General features: G+C 52.0%; 17 protein-coding genes and 4 pseudogenes. 8 read left to right on the top strand and 13 right to left on the bottom strand.

Going from position 1 to position 18,400, the window contains the following annotated elements; translation table 11 throughout:
- Positions 1-648: 648 nt before the first annotated feature.
- Positions 649-1,233 (top strand): annotated as a pseudogene (locus tag HALTADL_RS07040) (DICT sensory domain-containing protein); the annotation flags it as partial.
- A gap of 185 nt (positions 1,234-1,418) precedes the next feature.
- On the opposite strand, the gene HALTADL_RS07035 reads toward HALTADL_RS07040, so the two are convergent.
- Positions 1,419-2,585, bottom strand: a complete 1,167-nt coding sequence (locus tag HALTADL_RS07035; RefSeq protein WP_009486633.1) for an ISH3-like element ISHla1 family transposase — start codon at positions 2,583-2,585, stop codon at positions 1,419-1,421.
- Positions 2,586-2,634: 49 nt separating this feature from the next.
- Here HALTADL_RS07035 and HALTADL_RS17685 point away from each other — a divergent pair.
- Positions 2,635-2,820 (top strand): annotated as a pseudogene (locus HALTADL_RS17685) (DICT sensory domain-containing protein); the annotation flags it as partial.
- A gap of 248 nt (positions 2,821-3,068) precedes the next feature.
- A pseudogene (locus HALTADL_RS07025) lies at positions 3,069-3,889 on the top strand (IS5 family transposase).
- Positions 3,890-3,975: 86 nt separating this feature from the next.
- On the opposite strand, the gene HALTADL_RS07020 reads toward HALTADL_RS07025, so the two are convergent.
- The 3 genes from HALTADL_RS07020 to HALTADL_RS07010 all read right to left on the bottom strand — a co-directional run bounded on the left by HALTADL_RS07020 (position 3,976) and on the right by HALTADL_RS07010 (position 6,438).
- Complete coding sequence (locus tag HALTADL_RS07020; RefSeq protein ID WP_089673924.1) at positions 3,976-4,590, bottom strand: protein sorting system archaetidylserine decarboxylase; 615 nt, start codon at positions 4,588-4,590, stop codon at positions 3,976-3,978.
- A gap of 468 nt (positions 4,591-5,058) precedes the next feature.
- Positions 5,059-5,358, bottom strand: a complete 300-nt coding sequence (locus tag HALTADL_RS07015; protein WP_218143716.1) for a hypothetical protein — start codon at positions 5,356-5,358, stop codon at positions 5,059-5,061.
- A 210-nt stretch (positions 5,359-5,568) separates the two neighbouring features.
- A complete protein-coding gene (locus HALTADL_RS07010; RefSeq protein ID WP_089673922.1) occupies positions 5,569-6,438 on the bottom strand; it encodes a universal stress protein in 870 nt (289 codons plus the stop codon).
- 249 nt (positions 6,439-6,687) lie between these two features.
- On the opposite strand from HALTADL_RS07010, the gene HALTADL_RS07005 reads away from it, so the two are divergent.
- Positions 6,688-7,089 (top strand): hypothetical protein, encoded by a 402-nt coding sequence (locus HALTADL_RS07005; RefSeq protein ID WP_089673921.1) that lies wholly within the window; start codon positions 6,688-6,690, stop codon positions 7,087-7,089.
- A gap of 418 nt (positions 7,090-7,507) precedes the next feature.
- Here HALTADL_RS07005 and HALTADL_RS07000 read toward each other — a convergent pair whose 3' ends face one another.
- Both HALTADL_RS07000 and HALTADL_RS17255 read right to left on the bottom strand, forming a co-directional pair.
- A complete protein-coding gene (locus HALTADL_RS07000; RefSeq protein ID WP_089673920.1) occupies positions 7,508-8,896 on the bottom strand; it encodes a hemolysin family protein in 1,389 nt (462 codons plus the stop codon).
- A gap of 233 nt (positions 8,897-9,129) precedes the next feature.
- Complete coding sequence (locus tag HALTADL_RS17255; protein ID WP_143054203.1) at positions 9,130-9,903, bottom strand: DUF7509 family protein; 774 nt, start codon at positions 9,901-9,903, stop codon at positions 9,130-9,132.
- A 140-nt stretch (positions 9,904-10,043) separates the two neighbouring features.
- Here HALTADL_RS17255 and HALTADL_RS06985 point away from each other — a divergent pair, with 140 nt between their 5' ends.
- Positions 10,044-10,436 carry an ArsR/SmtB family transcription factor gene (locus HALTADL_RS06985; protein ID WP_089673917.1) on the top strand — a complete coding sequence of 131 codons (393 nt, stop codon included), beginning with the start codon at positions 10,044-10,046 and terminating at the stop codon, positions 10,434-10,436.
- On the opposite strand, the gene HALTADL_RS06980 is transcribed toward HALTADL_RS06985, so the two are convergent.
- From HALTADL_RS06980 to HALTADL_RS06955, 6 genes and pseudogenes are all read right to left on the bottom strand, one after another.
- The gene (locus tag HALTADL_RS06980; protein ID WP_089673916.1) at positions 10,358-10,534 is read right to left on the bottom strand and encodes a calcium-binding protein; all 177 of its coding nucleotides are present in this window, start codon (positions 10,532-10,534) and stop codon (positions 10,358-10,360) included. The genes HALTADL_RS06985 and HALTADL_RS06980 overlap by 79 nt on opposite strands.
- Positions 10,531-11,310 (bottom strand): hypothetical protein, encoded by a 780-nt coding sequence (locus tag HALTADL_RS06975; protein ID WP_089673915.1) that lies wholly within the window; start codon positions 11,308-11,310, stop codon positions 10,531-10,533. The genes HALTADL_RS06980 and HALTADL_RS06975 overlap by 4 nt, the downstream gene beginning before the upstream one ends.
- Positions 11,310-12,122, bottom strand: a complete 813-nt coding sequence (locus HALTADL_RS06970) for an SWIM zinc finger family protein (protein ID WP_089673914.1) — start codon at positions 12,120-12,122, stop codon at positions 11,310-11,312. Before HALTADL_RS06970 ends, HALTADL_RS06975 begins: the two co-directional genes overlap by 1 nt.
- A 159-nt stretch (positions 12,123-12,281) precedes the next feature.
- Positions 12,282-12,575: a helix-turn-helix transcriptional regulator gene (locus HALTADL_RS06965; RefSeq protein ID WP_089673913.1), complete on the bottom strand. Its 294-nt coding sequence runs from the start codon at positions 12,573-12,575 to the stop codon at positions 12,282-12,284.
- Between the two features lie 67 nt (positions 12,576-12,642).
- A pseudogene (locus HALTADL_RS18010) lies at positions 12,643-13,068 on the bottom strand (hypothetical protein).
- A complete protein-coding gene (locus HALTADL_RS06955; protein WP_089673912.1) occupies positions 13,065-13,682 on the bottom strand; it encodes a tyrosine-type recombinase/integrase in 618 nt (205 codons plus the stop codon). The pseudogene HALTADL_RS18010 and the gene HALTADL_RS06955 overlap by 4 nt, the downstream one beginning before the upstream one ends.
- A 1,243-nt stretch (positions 13,683-14,925) precedes the next feature.
- Between HALTADL_RS06955 and HALTADL_RS06950 the strand changes: the two genes are divergently transcribed.
- Positions 14,926-16,263, top strand: a complete 1,338-nt coding sequence (locus HALTADL_RS06950; protein ID WP_100190878.1) for an ISH6-like element ISHla10 family transposase — start codon at positions 14,926-14,928, stop codon at positions 16,261-16,263.
- A 184-nt stretch (positions 16,264-16,447) separates the two neighbouring features.
- Here HALTADL_RS06950 and HALTADL_RS06945 read toward each other — a convergent pair whose 3' ends face one another.
- Positions 16,448-17,080 carry a hypothetical protein gene (locus tag HALTADL_RS06945; RefSeq protein WP_245708459.1) on the bottom strand — a complete coding sequence of 211 codons (633 nt, stop codon included), beginning with the start codon at positions 17,078-17,080 and terminating at the stop codon, positions 16,448-16,450.
- A gap of 99 nt (positions 17,081-17,179) precedes the next feature.
- Here HALTADL_RS06945 and HALTADL_RS06940 point away from each other — a divergent pair, with 99 nt between their 5' ends.
- Together HALTADL_RS06940 and HALTADL_RS06935 are read left to right on the top strand one after the other, a co-directional pair.
- Positions 17,180-17,794, top strand: coding sequence for a hypothetical protein (locus tag HALTADL_RS06940; protein WP_089673147.1), 615 nt, complete (start codon positions 17,180-17,182; stop codon positions 17,792-17,794).
- A 205-nt stretch (positions 17,795-17,999) separates the two neighbouring features.
- Positions 18,000-18,227 carry a hypothetical protein gene (locus HALTADL_RS06935; RefSeq protein WP_089673148.1) on the top strand — a complete coding sequence of 76 codons (228 nt, stop codon included), beginning with the start codon at positions 18,000-18,002 and terminating at the stop codon, positions 18,225-18,227.
- Positions 18,228-18,400 lie beyond the last annotated feature (173 nt).

Raw genomic sequence — 18,400 nt, 5'->3', positions numbered from 1 at the left:
ACTCAATCAGTCCATAATATGGATGTCTTTAACCAGTATCCCACTCGGTTCCGATTTGAACTCCGGGATGAAATCCTCCAGATAGCAGATTACGCACGTCTCACCCATCTTGATTATAGGAAGCCTGTTCAAACAGCAAGGAACCGAGCAAAGTTTCGGCTGAGAGTATTGTCGTCATCAGTTTGTACACTTCATCGCTAAATCTGAATGGGTCGGCGTCGATCGGCTCTAGCAATATATGAATTCAATAGAACCGCACCTATAGGACAAATGTTATATTCTGTGCTGGATCAACCTTTTATATCTCGGTGCAGACGCTGTAATTGGATGGGTACGATTGGTTTCCGTAATGCCTTAATCAATCACAAACCCATCCAAAATATTCCTGTCTGATTTAGAGAGAGAATATATAAGATCGCAATTTCACTTTAGGACCCCACTGAGCTGCTCTCAATAAGATTAATATTATCTAGACTTTTGATACTGGTATTGACGTATACAGATGATCCAATAGGTGATCCATTTACCCAACGACTTATGCAGCTATCCTATGATGTGTGACTAAGAAAATCATAGGTTCCTCACTGGTGATCGAGGGTTAGTCATTCAGCAAAATAGTTTTGTCTGATCAAATCCATTTTTCCAATAATGGTCGACTCATTGCGTGGGTTTTTCGAGCAAATCAACAACCCTGATCGGCATCTCGTGGTACTCAACCGAGATGCTGAGTACCCGGTTCGCAGCCTGCTCGATTCGATGCTCGATGGGCAGCCCGTCTCGGTAAGCGATCTTGATGTTGCTGAGGAGGAGACTGATGCGGTTGCGCTGTTCGAAGATGATGAAATCCTTGCGCGGTCGACACTCGATGAACTCCTTGAATCGGTGTTGTTGATCAATTCCGACCTCTACAAAACGGGGGCCATTGATTTCGAAGATATCACACTTCCCGACGTTTTGCAGGGCCTTGATGAGGTTCCGTTCCGCCTCCGTGGGTATCCGGCCTCAAACAAAGAAAAACTCTTGTTGATCAGTATCTCGCGGGTTATTGAACGGATTGCAGCCGAGACTGGTGGGGGACGTCTCCGAGCGTCCTTCCAGCGACTCTCTCGACTCAACGACGAACGTGGAACCTACGCAGTCTATGAGACGCTCAGCAACAGTGGTGTTGATGTCCACCTCTACGGGATCGGTGATGCCGATCCGAGCGATAATCTTCCAGTCACTGTCCATACTCAGTACCTCACAAAGCATCCTCGGCTAGCTGTTTCTGCGGCCTGAGTTCTGTGTCGAAGCGGTTGTACTGACGGTCTCGACGAGAGAATTACGGACGGATCGACGGAGAGCTGTCGCTGTCGGCGGCGGTCAGCCGCCGACGCGACAGCGTCGCCACTCACTCCGCTGGCTTGCTCGGTCGGTGGTTAGCGGTGGAATCGGTCGTCAGGTGGCCGATTCGCGGGGACGGCCCGACGCACCGCGAGGGCCGTCCACGCAGCTCGTCGAATCATATTGACGAACTCCTTGTACGGCCACCACCAGAGGCGACGCCCGCCTCGGCGGGGCGTCGCCACATACTCGTAGTGAAGGTACCGCCAGACGTTCTGTAAGAGGAGACTCACCACCACGTACAGCAGCCGTACCGTTGGATCTCGTGTTGTCGTTGTCGCTATCGCTTGCTCAAACAAGCGATAGCTTGACTCGATACCGAAGCGTTTCGAGTAGTGGTATCGAGCGTCCCGTGGTGAGTCGATGAACGGCGCGTCAGCGGCGTAGCCGTGACGCGCCACACCGTTCTCGTCATACTTCCCATTTAGGTACGTACAGTCGATGTAGACGGGAAAATCGACGGTCCAGCTGTGACCGTCGAGTTTCCCCGTCAGATCATGCTGAATGACGCGACTCCATCCTTCCGAGAGCTCTTGCTGAATCGCCTCACCCCACCGGATGATCGGGATCACGTACGCGTAATTGTGCGCCTGAAGCAGCGTGAGACACTTACTGTCGTAGAATCCGCGATCAAGGTAGACGGCCTTGACCCCGGCGTCAAGGCCGTCGAGGACACCGAAGAACTCAGCGAGGACACTACTTGCGGTATCGCCGTCTTTGAGACGGCGTACCGCCAGCGTGTAGCGTTTGTTCTTCACACGCGCGTAGAGTGTGGCATAGGCGTGGAACGCAGTGGTTCCACGCTTCGCTACCGAGTGATAGAGGCCGTCTGTGTCGTCTTCGTCACCGTAGTAGGGCCGCAGGTGGAGGTCTGCGCAGACCTCCACCTGTTCGGGGAGCAATTCATCGAGATCCTTTCGCAGGAGCGTGTTAGCGACTCGTTCGAGCCGTTCCGGCTCGAACTTCGTCCGAAGATGGTAGAGGACCGTGTTCCCAGCGGGTGAGTTCTGGCTCGACGCACAGAGCGTAGAGACAGAGGTCCCGTCGGCGCAAGCGCCGACGAGGACCTCATAGATGTCTTCAGCAGTGATTTCAGCGTTATTGGCTAACGAGAGCGAAACTTCCTCGTCAAGGCGGTTGACGAGAAAGTTAAGAAGCTGGTCCTCGTGGATCTCACCGTCTGCTTGTTTGGTTTTAGACACACCTTCAGCAAGCAGACGTTCTAACTAAGCGGCTTTGTGAAGTACTGATACTGGTACCTCTTATCCATACCGTCGGTCATGGTTCGTCGTCTTCCAGCCACCACCAGATGCCGAAATTACGGACCACGCCGCGCTCCTCGCGCTTGAAGACGAACCGAACGTCTGGGACGGCTTTTGGACCTTCCGACAATCACTCGTCGAGGAACTTGAGACCTATATCGTCGACAATATCTGAATGCGTGCATCAACAACCAGTTCGGAGCTTACATATTACTCATACTGAGTCGTGTGCAAGACTTAGAGGCTGTATGCAGCAACCGCATCGAATTGTACTGCACTGACAGCAGTAAATCGGAGGGCCGCGCCATACTACGTGTTTTAGCTCGTTGGCTTTATTCTGAGAGTGGCTTAGGCCTAATATGGTTTAATCTGGCTCTGTTGAAATCCTCAAGAAGTTACAGGTACCTCCGGTAGTCTGGCCGGATGGAAGCCCTCCCGAAGTCGCGGTTACTCCGGTTCGTTGAGCAAGCGATGCACTTGGCTCGGCGAGCTGTCGCTCGTTACTCGTCGAAGTTCTCGAAACGGCGGTACACACTTCATCAACACATCGTCCTGCTCTGTCTCAAGGTTCGGAAGAATACGACGTACCGGACGCTTCTGGACGAACTTATCGAGATGCCTCGGATTCGAAGCGTCCTCGATCTTGAGGAACTCCCGTCTCCTTCGACATTGTGTAAGGCGTTTAACCGCCTTGGTATGGCTGTTTGGCGGGTTCTTCTCAATCTCTCAGTCACGCTTCTCCCGACCAACGGTGTCGTCGGGATCGACGCCTCTGGATTCGACCGCAGTCACGCCTCTAAGCACTACACGAAACGAACGAAGCTGACGATTCAACAGTTGAAAGTTACACTTCTCGTGGACACGAGAGTGAATGCAATCATTGACTTACACGTGACGACGACCAGAAAGCACGACTCGAAGATCGCGCCTTCGCTAATCAGGCGGAATACGGATGACGTAACGATTCTCCTCGGTGACAAGGGATATGACGACCAGAAGATTCGCACGTTAGCCCGTGAAGATGGTGTTCGTCCGGTCATCAAGCATCGAGAATTTTCGTCGCTTCACAAGGCGTGGAACGCTCGGCTGGACGCCGACCTCTACGGTCAACGTAGTCAGAACGAGACGGTGAATCTCGACTTAAACGGAAATACGGCGCATTCGTCCGCTCACGGCGCTGGTGGAAGCAGTTCCGCGAACTCGTTGTCGGCTGTCTCACTCACAACATCGACAAGGGACTCTGAACGTGCAATATACTACACATAGTCAGCATCGAACTCGGGTTGTCGGAGCGCGTTGATTGGGAGGAACAGTCTGGACCCCTTATGATCTATTCACATTCCTCTTCATCTGGATCAAATGCTAACATTGTCTGGCCAGCATACACGGTATCACCAACTTCAACAGCGAGATCTTCTTCCGTAAATCGAGGTGGGAGAATAACATCTGCTCGACTTCCAAAAGAGATGTGACCGATACGGTCCCCTTTTGAAATTCGATCCCCTTCCTCGATGTACGGGTGTATTCGTCGTGCAAACCACCCTGCGATGAGAATTACACTATAGTCTTCAAAGTCTATTTGCAGTTGTTCGTTGTTCTCAGACTCCTTTGAGAATGCCAGTTTATACGCACCTGGCCGGTGTGTGATCTCATTTACGCGACCAGTAAGTGGAGCACGGTTAACATGAACATTTGTTGCGCTCATGTATACCGCTATTCGGAGCTGACCGCCTTCGTCCCTAACCACCGAGACTGTCCCATCGGCGGGTGAAGCAACGCCAATTGGTGCAATCTGGCGGTCCGGATCACGATAAAACGCTAAAATTGAGGTTGAAAATATGATACCAAATACTGCTGCGAGTGGGGTGATAATCGATGCGAGAACCCCCGCAACAAAAGTTAGTATCGCATATTTCCAACCATCAGGTGCGAACTGAGTTTGCATAAGCGGCTTATATAAATATACGTGTATAGCTCTTCGCTATTGGATGCTTGCCGACCATGTGAAGAAACCATCACCCCACCGACTGTTACTTGGAGTCTCATCCGAATAGTCGTCCTCACAGAGACAATGTCCCTGAAGCGGTATCACAGTCGGACGTTGTCTCAGCTTGCTTTTCTTGAGTCTTCTCTATCTCTCGGTTACGGTCTGCAAGTTCGGTTTTGAGATCCTCGATCGTGGTCTTGAGGCGATCAATGACCGGTCCTACCTAACGGCTGTTTCAGTGGGAAAGATGTCGAGCTAATAGAATTTCAACAGAGCCGAAATAATGAAATCGTCACTGGGGGCTTTCTGCGAGACTCGATCAAAATAATTTGGTCGCGTCTCAGAACGCTTTACACTTCACCTCCAGTAGCCTCAATTGATGCAGTGCAGTGAATCTTCTCGTGGATTGATTCACGCTACAATCGTTCACTGATTCATCGTCGTACGCGTATCGCGGACAACCTGTATCACCGTCGCGAGGAGGACGAGACAGACGGCGATCATCACACCCTGTGAGACGGCCGCGATCGGTGAGTCAACTGCGCCACCGGTTAGCAACGCGATTATATCTGGGATTCCACGCGTCGATCCCAGCACTCCGAGCACTGCCAGTAGGCCGATTCCGTAGGCAGCCAGCCGTTGCCGGTCTGTCTGTCGGTACCCCACTAAGCTCAAGATAGCGATGAGAACGCCGAAGAAAGCAGGAATGAGCGCTGTAATACTCACAAAGTTAGAGAATGCGTAGGCACTAACGCCCAAGATGATAAGTGAGATTCCGAGCACAATGCCCAGTCTGAATATAGACGGTCTTGAACTCGCCATATACTGAAATCCGTTTGGTGTGAGCCTATAGGTTTCTATGTGGCACCTCACACTACTACACTCACCCTCTCAGTAGAGCGTTGAGTCATGTAATTGAGTAATACGGTTGCGCGATTACGTTGAGTCCGCAACAGTCATGACGGGAACCGGTGCCGAGCGCACGATCTTTTCGGCGACACTACCGAGCAGGATACGATCCGTGCTACGTTTCCCCGTTGTCCCCATCCCGACGGCATCTATGTCGTTCGATTCGATGCAACCGAGGATTTCCTTGACAGGCGTTCCGTGTTCGATGTGGCGGACTGTTTTTGTAACGCCATGCGCATCGGCCTCTGAAGCGATGGTCTCGACAGCGTCAGTCGCAGCCTGTTCGCTTTCTTCAGCGGAGATCGTCGACCGGACATCCAGACCAAGTGATGCCTCTTCGACGACAGATAGAACATGCACGGTCGCATCGATCGACGACGCAAGTGAGAGAACGTGTTCGGCTGCGTGTGTCGCAGCGGCACTCCCATCTGTCGGGATAAGGATGTTCTCGTAGGGGAAATTGAGTGTCTCATCGGGCTGCATCCGGACTGTGAGAACAGGAACCGAGGACAGCCGGACGACCTTCTCGGAGACACTTCCGATGAGGTATCGTGAAATTCCTTCCCGGCCGTGGGTCGGCATTACAACTATATTTTGGTCATACCGCTCGGCATAGTCGGCGATCGTTGGGGCCGGATTTCCCTGAATAACATCGGTGTTGTATGGGACACCAAGTGTGTCCAGTGTCTTCGCGGCTTCCTCGACGATGTCTTCACCCTTCCTTTCGAGCACATCGATAGCCTCACCGCCGACGACGGTCACGCTGTCGCGGGTCGTATCGGCCACATAGAGTATTTGGATGGTCGCGTCGGCCCAGTGAGCGAGTTCGCTGGCGTGATGGAGCACCTCGGCTGCGCCCTCGCTGCCGTCGAAGGGAAGAAGGATGTTATCGTACATGGCTCGGTAGACGAGAGTATTGTTGCCAAACGCCTAATAGTTGTCACCGGCTCTATTGAATCATCAGCAAGTGATTATTTTGATCCAGTTACGGTCAGTATAGCATGTATATTCAGCGAAACATCTTAGATAACGATGGGGCGTCACGAGAGACGGGCCAGTCGGTGTCGTGGAATGCAACCAATTTGGATGAACTGACTCATCTCGTGTGGTGCAATTTTATGTTTTCATCGTTCGTGACCTCAATTTGTGTCCGAACAGCCCTCCAATACTGAGATAGATATTGGACTTATCGTCCAGACAATCTTCGTTCTCGCTGTGGTGATCGGCATCCCTTCGGCGTTTGCACTCGATGGACAACTTCGCTCTCTCACCTTCGTAATTCTAGTCGTCCTGCTGCTCGTGGGCTTTCTTGTCGTCGGTTACCGCCACGCACGCCGACAGAAGTCTCTCCACCAGCACGTCGCTTTTTTAATAGTTTGGTTCGGTGGTTTCGCTCTAGCGGGCCGACTCGCTCGCACAGCAAGCGGCCGCCTCCCAGAGCCGATTCCCGACCTCTTGGCAATAGACCTCACGCTCGGTGCACTGTGGATCGGTTCACGGCTTGCCTACGGTGGTGCACTGACCCGGGCGCTGTTTGGGTCAGACTGAGACTTCACGAGGAGACTGAACTGGTCAGTCGAGGTCCGGCCACTTCCAATACAGGTGTTCTATGTCGTATTCGCAGCTCTAATCGAACGGATGTTTCAGTCGATGACGTATCTGAAGATGAAGTTTTCAACAGAGCCTTGTCACCGACATCTCGGTAGGGGCTTCCAACTCCAGGAGGCTGTGCTCGGAATGCCACGCGCTGATTCGTCTCCGTTCAGAAATGCAAGATCATGGAAGGCCAGCCGACTGTCGGAAATTGGCAGTCAGTGTGTCTCAACTGTCAGGTAATTCTTCAGCTGCGCCCGGGTAGGCTGTCGCCCCACGAACGATTAGTATCCAGGATTCGTGACTCGGCCGCAGAGGAATTTCGTAGGAACCGAGTCCTTGTTCGGAGTGTTAGCCGCTAGGACAGGAGCAGTCACTCCATTTCGTCCTCCGTGGCTGGGACCTCGTCTTCGACTGACTCAACGGTGTCACGTTCGACTGTCACCCTGACCTCCTTAATACGGGTCTCCTCCAGCTTTTCGGCCCGTAACTTCACGTTCTCGTAGTCGAACACCTCGTCCTGCTCAACGAGGCGGCCCGCGAGGTTGAAAATGAAGCCCGCGATTGTCTCGAACTCTTCGCCTTCAGGGAGGTCGATATCGAGGGCCTCGTTGACTTCGTGGATGTTGACCTCTCCTTGGACCAGTATCTCGTTGTCGTCAACGAACTCAATTGGATGTTCCTCATCACCCACCAGTATTTCTCCGACGATCTCTTCGAGTACGTCTTCCATTGTGATGAGGCCCTCAGTGGCCCCGAACTCATCGATGACCATGACCATGTGCATCCGGTTTTCACGCATCTCCGCAAGGAGGTCGTCGACCTTCTTGGACTCGGGGACGTACAGCGTCGAAGCGACTACGTCCTCCACCTTGAGGTCGGAAAAATCATCGTAGTTGGAATCCTCTAGCTCACGGATATCGAAGATACCGATCACGTTGTCCAGCGAGTCAGCATAGGCAGGCAGTCGGGCGTGCCTCGATCGCATACATGTCTCGATAGCCTCCTTGACGGTCGCGTCTTTCGAGACGGCGGCCATATCGAGGCGGGGCGTCATCACTTCTTTTGCAGAAGCATCGGTGAATCGCAGGGTACGCTGGAGGATCTGACGTTCCTCCTCGTCGAGGATTCCCTCGCGTTCGCCCGTCTTGATAATGTTTCGAATCTCATCGCGAGTGACGTATGTTGACTCAATGGACGCGCTGCCGCCAGCAATCTTGTTGACGACTCTCGTCAGATAATAGAACAGGGTGATTAGCGGCCACAGTACTTTCTCAACGATTTTTAGCCCTCGGGCGACGCGCCGTGCGTGCAATTCAGTGTTCTCAACGGCGTAGGACTTGGGCGCGCTCTCACCGAAGATCAGGACCATCGAGGTGATACCAAGCGACGAAATAATAACTGCTGTGCCCGCGTCGAAATATAAGCCAACGAGCGTCGTCGAGATCGAAGACATGGTGATGTTGACCATGTTGTTTCCGACGAGAATCGTCACGAGCAATCGATGGGGGTCCTCTTTGAGGGATTTGACCGCTTGGGCCCCGAGTTTGCCCTCCTCAACCATCGCGTCAATCTGGTAGGTTGGAAGGGAGAACAGTGCAATCTCGGACGAGGAAAAAAAGCCCGATCCTACGAGAAGCGTCAAAATCATAAGAATACCAAGGGCAGTGATTTCCGTTTGCCCCAGTTCGACACCGATGACCGGTATAGTGGTCAGTGTAATACTAGCCTCTAATACAGCTGTGGGCACAGGTAACATCATCAGTATCGACTGTGTTTAGAGCAAAAAATAACCCCCTTGTGTACCCCGAGTCGGAGTCGCTGTAGATATTGACACCAGCGCGCTGAGCTGTTGTCTTAGTAGTATCTCCAGTTGGCCCCAGTTTGAACAGAGTGCAACACAGAGCCTCCGAATATATCAGTGAGTCGTATTATCGAGTTATTCTACAACACGATTGGTGAGGAGAACTGCACTGCAGATTTCAACAGAGTCGATCACTCATCTGTGTCTGATGAGTAAGTGTCTCCAGGAACGAATACAGGGAGGTCTGTATCGCGAGTTTCTCTGTCAAGACTATCGAACCAGTTACGGACTTTTCTATGGAGATCATTTTTTGTGGAGAACGAATCGTATTGTATCTCGTAGCCTTTTGGGAGTTCGTCGATAGTAGCACTACTGAAACTCTCATCGAGATAAAGACCGATTCGCTGACCAGGCTTGTGCGTGAGGGCAGGATTCCCTCGACGGAGGTGAAATTCGCCGAGGATACCGCCGGTTTCAGCACCGACTCCGGTCGTAAGGCCGCCTTGTGTGAACAGGAATATGACGGCATCGCTGTGAGCAGCGAATGCGACTGATTGGGCAAGCGGGTCCATTCCTTCTACAACAGATTTGTCATCGCTACGGCTTTTGTTCTGTTCTTTAGCCTGTTCGTGTGTTGGAATATCGATATCGGTGGCGATGAATGCGCGACAATGGAGGGTCTCGCGGAGTTCCGTACAGAAGTCTCTAAGGGCCTGTTCCATATCGCCCTGTCCATCGTTAGTGATGTGTCTGTGTGGATCGAAGAGTGGGTCGTTCTGAAACGGAGTTTTGAGAGTGTCAGCGTCATCATAGGCGACTTCAGCGTTAAACGCGGTGTATGGGCCCATGACGTACACGGTGAAATCGTTGTGAGTGCTGAATTTAGGGGGTGCAGGAGCTTGTTCTGCAAGAATATCAGAGATAGGGCGTTCGTTGTACTGAAAATTCGTTTCGCCGTCAAACATTACATTATATACTGTTTTGGGGCGACAAAGAGGTGTCCATCGAAGGTAGAAACCATTTTTGATATGATGGCTAGAAACAAAGAATAAATTCTTTGTAACCGCCAGCCTCATATAGAAAGCCACCGTATGTCGACGTAACGATGGCCGCTGAAACCGCCCACACGACGCCAGATCCGGATGAAGAGGATCTCGAACAGTATGTTGATCAGCGGCTATTCGACGACAGTATGAGCACGCTCGCGGACCATACAGCACGTAAGGCAGCACTCGGTGATGGTCGACGATACGCGATCCTATTCCTCCTTTGGGAACGAGAGGAAGTCGCTCGAAAAGAGCTCGCAGCTGCTATCGACGATGATAGCTTCGATCTCAGTCACCACCTTGGAGAACTCATCGATGTTGGTCTGGTCGCCCGGACAGGTGCGCCCGAAGATGGTGATGGACGACAGACATTCTACAAAATTACGCATCTCGGACGCCAAGAGATCGATGCAGATGTTCGAAATGTCACTGGTTCAGATATCTCAGGGTAACACCAGCCGAGTGCCTGTTCATCCGGTGTGTAGACGTCGACGATGACCTCGTTTTGGATGCGCTCGTCCCGTTCGTCGTCGCTGTTGGTTCTCGTCATGGACGTTTTTCCCTGATTATGGCAGCAGTCTCGGTCGCGTCGATGATCTCACTGTCCGCTAAGAGATCGTCGATGGTATCTGGATCATAGACCGCTTTGACGAGACAGTAATAATATGATGGCGTCCCAAAATCATAAATTAAACTGAGTCTGTCGCCTTCCCAGAGCCCTGTTAGCTCGGCGACAGCCCCAACCGTCATTTTGCTTGCGTTTGTGTACGACGGATCATTCAGTTCCGAACACTGGTGGTCGGGCAACACGTTGAGACTCGAATCCAGATACTCCTCTTTGAGCCCGTACATGCGGAGATGAAGGTCATCAAGCGTCGTAAAACGACAGACAAGACTGTCCAGTTCGGCCATCGTCGTCTCGGGTCTGACCACGATATCGTACCACTCGTCTCGCGCTCGACCCTTCTGTTTCCAGCGGAGACAGTAGCCAACAGTGCCGACCCGGTCGGCGTGTTTCGTCTCGGCGCGTTCCTGTCGCGTCTGGAGTTCCTCACGTGTGTTCGACCAACAGTACGAGCAGATTTCGTCTGGGGCATCGCCCTCGAAGCCTGTTTTGTCTATCTCGTGGTACTCGACAAACGTCGAGAACGGAACTCGTTGGAACCGGTAATCATGGTATCCTCGGGTACACATCTTCTTTCCGGGAGCACTGGGACTGAACGACAGCCCGGCATCTGTCCTCGACTCAGTGACGTCCGTGTCGATGATATGGCCGACCGTGCCGCTTCCGATTTCGATAACAAATCGATCTGTCGGCTCGCTCATCAGTCGTCGCTTCCTTCTTCGTATCTGTCTTCGAGATCCTCGAGTGCTCGGTGGAACTGTTCGGTGTTGATCGGTGGATCAGTCATCGTCCTGGCTTCGACGACACCCGCATAGGTGTCGAACTCCGCGGGCGTCGGGTCGGTCGCAAGCACACAGTTAGCGTAACCATCCAGTCCGCGCTGGATCACCTGTGCGTAGTGGTCGTAGGCACCGTCGACCCAGTGATATTTGTCGTCGACTTCCTCGAAAATAGCCCGGTAGACGGTTGCAGCAGCCAGATACCGCTGGCGGTCGCGGTAGGTATCTGCCAGCTCGAAAAATTGTGAGAAGTCGATGGCCTCGTAGATGCCTGGATCGGCGTGTTGTTCGAATAGCTGTTCGATTTTCTTGCGGTGCTCCTCGACGGATTTGTGGTCGTCGCCAAACTGGGCAAGAAACTGCTCGCGTAGCCCCGGATGGGTTGCAAGCGCGTCGCGGAGGAACGCACGCACGTCGCTGGCAGGGACATCCTCAAGGACGCTCTCAACGTGTTCACTGTCGTCTGCTGGCGGTCCGTCAGCAACATCCAATAACACGGCGACGATATGTTTACAGTCACCACCACCATCGTATGGACAACTGCATCGCGTGTCGATACTCCGACCACCGAACTCAATTGTGACATCGTACAGGTTTGACCCTTGGACAGCCGCTGTGACGAGGTCATCGAACCGGTCGAGCTGTCGTATGTGTCCGTCGCGACGGTACTTTTGTCCACGATCAAACACCGCCTCCGTACAGCGACTGGTAACGGTGTCTTTGTCGACATCCATAGTACCAGCTACATGACGATATGAATACAATGTTGCGCTGTCCCGAACAGCTGGTGCTATACGGAAATCTTAGAATACAGATCGATATCAGGGTGTCTTTCACTCAGTACTCCGGGTTCCGGATAACCGAGTTGTTGGCTAACTCGATCAACACCTGAGTCAGTCGAAATCGATCCCAGACTCTTGGAGTTTGTCGGATTCCCACTGCTGACGCTCTTCAATAACTTCTATCCCCAGAGGTGTGAGTTCATACAGATTCGTCCGACCGTCTTTCTCCTCTTTCCTGAGTAGGCCCTCTTCAACGAGATCAGTGAGATTGGGGTAGAGCCGTCCATGATTCACCTCAGTCGAAGAGTACTCTGCCAGCTCACGACCGATCTCCTGTCCGTTAGGCTCATTCAGTGCCGCAACACAATACAACAGATCTCGCTGAAAGCCACTTAGTTCGTACATTATTCATAGCTATAGTTTAGTTGTGGTAAATAATACACGATAGCACAGTCCACAGTAGAACACACCCTCACACCCGGGCACTGAACCACTCCGGAGCACCCGTATACTCGGCCCAGCAGTGCTTGTGGCACGCCTCACCACAGGCGTTCGGGATCGCCCGGTCAAGGTCGACCATCTCACCGCAGAGATCACACTCGGCTCGGTGACCCATCTGTCTCGTCTCGACATCAAGATCCTTCACCTCAATATAGAGCTCGTGGAGCGCATGGGGCGTCAACCGGACGAGAATTGTCTCGCGGTCGTCTGGGTCTCGTTTCTCTGGCGTGTACGTCAGTACCTAGTCCTGCCCTTTCTCGCCGTCGCCACCAGGGCCCAGCGATATCGTCTGGGCGAGTTCGTCAGGCACGTAGTGCCATTCGTTGTCTCTGAACCGTGGGTAATGGCCAGCTGGACGTGGGTTCTCTGGGTCGACATCTTCGCTCTCGTCGGTCATACTCGGATCATATGATCGTACACTTGCTCAGTTGTCTGGATGCTGCGGTGCCGAAGACGATTCCTCACGTCGTACAACGTGTTACCATCCTCGGCGTTCATCATGCGGTAGGCAACGCTGTGTCGAAGCGCGTGCGGTGTAACGTCGCCGGACTCGCCCCGAGTGCCATCGACGAGGTACGGCCGGACGCCCGTTTCCTCGGCAATCTTCGAGATCACGTCCCGAACACCCTGTGTGGTGATTCGGTCGCTTGATCGAGAAGGGAACAATGCGGGCGACTCTTTCCATCGACTGTTGAGGTACGATGACAGGAGTCGGGACACGTCCGAGGCCAACTCAAGCGTGGCCGGGGCGGGCTCGTTGTCGTTCGGGTAGTCCTTTTGGATATGTGTCGGGACATACAGCGCGGTGTTGCCCTCTCTAAGCATGTCCACGTCGACAGCGACCAGTTCGCCGACCCGGAGGCCGGTGTCGTACATGAGCGCGATGATTGCCTCATTACGCTGCTGCAGGTAGTCAGCACCAACCGAGTAGCATGCCGACCGCAGTTCGTCGACCTGGTCAGGTGTGAGCCATACTTTCGCCCGAACTTTGGAATCTATATTTTCAGCCATTAGCGGTGACTCTCTTTATATACGAACATCCGATTCCACCCACCTAACTTTGGAGTCTATACACAGACTCCAAAGTTCGGTGAAGCAATCATTGAGAGAAGGAGAACAGAAGCGAGATACAAGAGATCATGAATCGATTAACTGAGCAGATTGCTCTACTTAGAGTGAGTATTGAGCAATCGATACCCTTTGTATAGAATCAGCCAATCTGCAGTCAAGTACATAATGTGTATCGATAAAATTGAATTCTCGAATTCTAGTGCATCCTACCTGTAAGCCCTCTCTGTTTATCTCTCCATACCGATAAGAATGCCAATGAAAATAATCCGATGACTCCACAGAGAAGTAGGATTGCGGTTGTTACTCCGACAAGGTAGGGGATTGAAACGAGTGTACCCGTGTAAAGGCCAAGAATGAGTTGATATAAAAACCAACAACAAAAGCCAGCCATGAAATAGTTCCAACTTCTGTGGGGGTTGGAGAATGATTTGACAATGTATAATGAGATTATGCCTAGTGCCAACCCACCGAGTTTAATTAGAGTCGATTGGCCTCCGATCCAGTCAATCATCCATTCTAAGAATAGGCATTTAGAGTTTATAATTATGGGTATCGATGAACTCGATAAGCAAGGTAAGCGCTCGCAGTCTTGCACATCCGGATTTGATTGGACTTCGAAGAGCTTGATTACATGACCTAATGCTACACTCAGAGGCTGAGTGTAGCATACAACCACCTTACTACCGATCACCGAATACCTGTATGCGCTGCCCGGAATCAAGGTCGTTCCCAAACCAAACACCTGCATTTGTGGCTATGTCACCGGGAGAATCAAGAGATGCAGGCCATGAGTGAATGCGTACTAATTCATCAACGATTTCGATTCGTATCGTTGTCGGGGTGCCACTCTCAAGAGTGATCGGTTCGCTTTCTGTCCTGGATTCTATTTCATATGAGTCATTGTGGAACGATCTCGATTGGGCGGGAGCTATTCGTTCGCTCACTTTTATCCGGGAGACGTGATCAGAATCAGCTCCGTTCTTTAAAGTAAAAGTGTACTGCTTGCGTGGAAACAGAGCCGAGCATCCAGCAGAGAGACCGACACATCCAGTCCCGATCGACGCCAGCCATGTTCGACGGTTCATATCAAATTATTGGTCGTGTCGCAAAGTCCTCTAGAGTTCAGTAGTAACTGACTCCCGTGAAGGCGGGGTTGCCTCTGGTGTCCAAACCGAGGTACCCCATGCACGCCACAATCGACGTGCGGTTCGAACTGAGTATCGACGACGACAAAACGCTACCGCTCGCCACGCTTGCCGAGGCCGTCACTGACCAGAACCTCGAAGCAGTCCTTCTCGAATCGCTGGTCGAGAGCCTCGACGCCGCCAGCGTCGAGGCGCTCTGTGGTGAGAAACACGCACATGGCAACGGTGACCAGCGCTTCCAACGCGCCGGCACCGACACCCGCACAGCTGTCACAACTGCCGGAGAACACGAGTTCTCTCTCCACTACGTCGAAGATACAGCCGCTTCCCCAGACGAATCCAGCTACTTCCGGCCCGTCGAAGACGTTCTCGACTTCGACGGGCAGAACCGCTATCAGCAGGACATCGCCGCCAAAAGCGTCGATCTCGCTACCTCGCTCAGCTATCGAGACGCTGCCAATCACGGCGACAGCTTCGTCTCGATGCCGTCGCCGACCACCATCAACCGCCGTGCCAAGAAATACGGCCACAAGCTCAAACAGTTCCTTCCAGACTGTGTCGCTGGCACAGACGCTGACGCCGTCATTCCTGACGGGACAAAGTGCCACAGCCAAGACGACGACCGCTCGTCCCACTCCGTCCAAGCAACGCTCGGCGAAGACACCGCCGAAGAGTCACGCTCCCTGCTGGATCTGTCGGTCAACGCTGACTGGGACGAAACTGCCGCCGAACTCGATGATATCGGCGCAGTCACTGACGACGCGACGGTCGTCAGTGACGCTGATAGCGGCATCGTCACAGCCTTTACCGACGAAAACCGTGACCACCAGCTCGATCTCGTCCACGTCGGCCGAACGCTGGGTAACACCCTCTGGGACGATGGCGTCTTCTCCTTGGACCGTCGGAAGGAGATCGTTTCGGAGGTGATCGACGAGGTGTTCCATCTGAAGAACTCTGTGGCGAAGCATCGTCCAGCGGAGGAGTTCGCGGCGATCCGCTCGCGGATCGCGCGAACGAGAGAGCGATTAGAGAAGACAGCGTGGCAACTGGAGCAGTTCGGGTCAGCAAAGGCTGCAGGGTATCTTCGGCGGTGGCTGCCGTCGATTGTGACGTTCGCCGAGCACGCTGTCGAGGGGTTCGAGGTTCCGTGGACCTCGAACCCCGTCGAACGACTGATGGGCGAGGTCAGCAAGCGGTGCAAGAACCAGTGGATGCGCTGGACAGCAGAGGGATTGGAAGCGATACTCCAACTTCGGTTGGTGAAGTACGCCGACCCCGAGTACTACCAAGCGTTCCTCGACGAACTGCTCCAACGTTCGACCAAAACAGCAATCAACTGTGACCTCTCAATTGAGAGTACCAGCGGCAAAGTCTAGACCGCTTTGCAACACGACCAAATTATTTCATCAGGTCGACAAATATCTTATCGTATTTTATGTAACAACCTCTATATTGGCTACGTTCAGATCATCTGTATTCTCAATCTTGTGCATAGCTTTCTTGATTCCCAGTCGTTTATAGCCATCTTCAACAGGAGACTAATGGGTCGCCAGTGGTCTACTAACGCTTGAGAGCTCGATATCCAAATACTGCGGACACACCGAGGAGGACTGTGTACAAGAGGAGTATCTCATTGTTGAGTTCAACACCCTCAATGAGAAGGGCAATTACAAACAACGTTCCAACAAGAGCGAATAGGAGCCATTCTTGTGGCCCTGTCAAACGCTGTTCAATCTCCTCACGGAACATCATGTACACGATAAAGACTGAGATCCCCACACCCACTGAAAGACCCCATTCTGTGGGTAGTATCCCAACCCCAATGAACAGGACCACGATGGCGATTGTACTGATTACCCGTAAGGCGAATCCCAGACGTGCCAAACTGTTTCCATCAGAAGGACGGTCTTCTCGTTGATTCGACGAGGACTCCCAGTAGGCTTCGACCGATTCGCCAGCAAGTCGGGCACGGAGATGGATATATGTAAAGTAAGGCAGGACGGAGCCGAAACAGAAGATCCAGCCCTGTGGCTTCGACACCAGCTCCCAAAGCCGTCCGACACCGTACGTCCCCGTAGCCGATAGCGTCTCGAAACCAGTAACTGACTCAATAGCCGGTCCACCTACTGTGAGATACCCGAGAAAATAGAGGATGATGACTGCAAGGAGTCCGAGTGAGTCTTTCGAGTCCATCGTGTTTCGAGTGTCGACAAATAAATACAGACACCAGATAATACTACTGTGTCGAGTAATCCTGAACTATAAATGTGTCAAAGAACGAATTTTTCCATCATGGGTAGGAAGATCGCCGTGTGGGTGTTTTTCGCTACTGTGTTCTATCAGTTTGTAGATGCTGGTGCTGAACTGTTTGTTCCGTTCTATGACCGGGGTGGGGTGGTTGCGACACTGCTATTTTGGTTACTCCCCGCAGGAACCGCTTTCATCCTCGGACTTAGCGAAACCGCAGAACATGCGACGGATAGTCAAAGACGTAAATGGGTGTATGTCTCCGCTGTTATTGGCGCGGCTGTCGGTCAGTTCGTAAGTATCGTAGTTCTGCTTCCGACATCGGCGTTACCGGATCTGACCCTTGTCGGTGGTATAATCCTATCAGGAATTACCGCTCTGTTTGTACTAATTTCAGTAGCTGCAGGGGTCCTGCTTGTCCTCGCAGCTCATGGAGATCAAGATGAGCTGATAAGCTCTCGACTCACACAAATAACCGGTGTGACGTTTCTACTATTCTTTTTGTTTACTCTATCTATCGAAATGAGTAGTTTGTCTAGTCCTTATTTGACTGGGAATGATGCTATTGTCTTCCTTCTCGCAGGCGTATGGTTTCTTATTGTTACGCGGACACTCAAACAAAACAACAGAAAAAACGAGAAGGAGCCCTTTACGGCCTGACTATACATTCTGTACTGATTGTTATCGAGATCGATCAAGATTGTGGACGGCACATACAACGACGATTTCACGAATGTTGAGGTCGAGATCGTCTGTATCAATGCATGCGGAATGAACTTGTTGATACGGACTACTAATTCATTGCTTTACTCAGAGCGTGAGCAATTCATTTGTATATAAGGGAATCTAGTTTTGACAAACACTCATGCAATCAAACTCTCTGCCGTCGAAAAACGTGCTCGTGTTTGGTTCTGGAATTGCACTGTCGATACTCGGGTTTGTTTTAGGTGGGATAATAGGGTCTGGAATCGGATTTGTTGCGGGATTAGCGATGGGTGAGCGTTATTATTTTTATAAAAAGTCACAAAACGAGATTTTGCGCCGAATTGAGAATCTTGAAAAGAAGGTAGCAGAGATTCAAGACACCGATTAAGTCCGTTCTACATCGTTCGAATTAATATCGTTTGACTGGTCTTTGTCTCATTACCTGCGCTCGCAGTCTTGCACATACGGGCCTGATCAAGTTTCGAAGAAATCGGTTATGTGGCCCAATGTTACACTCAGAACAGAAATATAGCAACAGAACCTACGGTTGAGATGATATGG

The organism is Halohasta litchfieldiae (genome assembly GCF_002788215.1).
Classification (GTDB): domain Archaea; phylum Halobacteriota; class Halobacteria; order Halobacteriales; family Haloferacaceae; genus Halohasta; species Halohasta litchfieldiae.
The sequence above is the reverse complement of the archived record's forward strand: the minus strand, read 5'-3'. Positions and strand labels throughout refer to the sequence as shown.

What these genes read in the sequence shown, in the direction of transcription:
- HALTADL_RS07020 (WP_089673924.1), bottom strand. Translation starts at nt 4,590, where the DNA reads ATGCAAACTCAGTTCGCACCTGATGGTTGGAAATATGCGATACTAACT.
- HALTADL_RS07010 (WP_089673922.1), bottom strand. Translation starts at nt 6,438, where the DNA reads ATGTACGATAACATCCTTCTTCCCTTCGACGGCAGCGAGGGCGCAGCC.
- HALTADL_RS07000 (WP_089673920.1), bottom strand. Translation starts at nt 8,896, where the DNA reads ATGATGTTACCTGTGCCCACAGCTGTATTAGAGGCTAGTATTACACTG.
- HALTADL_RS17255 (WP_143054203.1), bottom strand. Translation starts at nt 9,903, where the DNA reads ATGTTTGACGGCGAAACGAATTTTCAGTACAACGAACGCCCTATCTCT.
- HALTADL_RS06985 (WP_089673917.1), top strand. Translation starts at nt 10,044, where the DNA reads ATGGCCGCTGAAACCGCCCACACGACGCCAGATCCGGATGAAGAGGAT.
- HALTADL_RS06980 (WP_089673916.1), bottom strand. Translation starts at nt 10,534, where the DNA reads ATGACGAGAACCAACAGCGACGACGAACGGGACGAGCGCATCCAAAAC.
- HALTADL_RS06975 (WP_089673915.1), bottom strand. Translation starts at nt 11,310, where the DNA reads ATGAGCGAGCCGACAGATCGATTTGTTATCGAAATCGGAAGCGGCACG.
- HALTADL_RS06970 (WP_089673914.1), bottom strand. Translation starts at nt 12,122, where the DNA reads ATGGATGTCGACAAAGACACCGTTACCAGTCGCTGTACGGAGGCGGTG.
- HALTADL_RS06965 (WP_089673913.1), bottom strand. Translation starts at nt 12,575, where the DNA reads ATGTACGAACTAAGTGGCTTTCAGCGAGATCTGTTGTATTGTGTTGCG.
- HALTADL_RS06955 (WP_089673912.1), bottom strand. Translation starts at nt 13,682, where the DNA reads ATGGCTGAAAATATAGATTCCAAAGTTCGGGCGAAAGTATGGCTCACA.
- HALTADL_RS06950 (WP_100190878.1), top strand. Translation starts at nt 14,926, where the DNA reads ATGCACGCCACAATCGACGTGCGGTTCGAACTGAGTATCGACGACGAC.
- HALTADL_RS06945 (WP_245708459.1), bottom strand. Translation starts at nt 17,080, where the DNA reads ATGGACTCGAAAGACTCACTCGGACTCCTTGCAGTCATCATCCTCTAT.
- HALTADL_RS06940 (WP_089673147.1), top strand. Translation starts at nt 17,180, where the DNA reads ATGGGTAGGAAGATCGCCGTGTGGGTGTTTTTCGCTACTGTGTTCTAT.
- HALTADL_RS06935 (WP_089673148.1), top strand. Translation starts at nt 18,000, where the DNA reads ATGCAATCAAACTCTCTGCCGTCGAAAAACGTGCTCGTGTTTGGTTCT.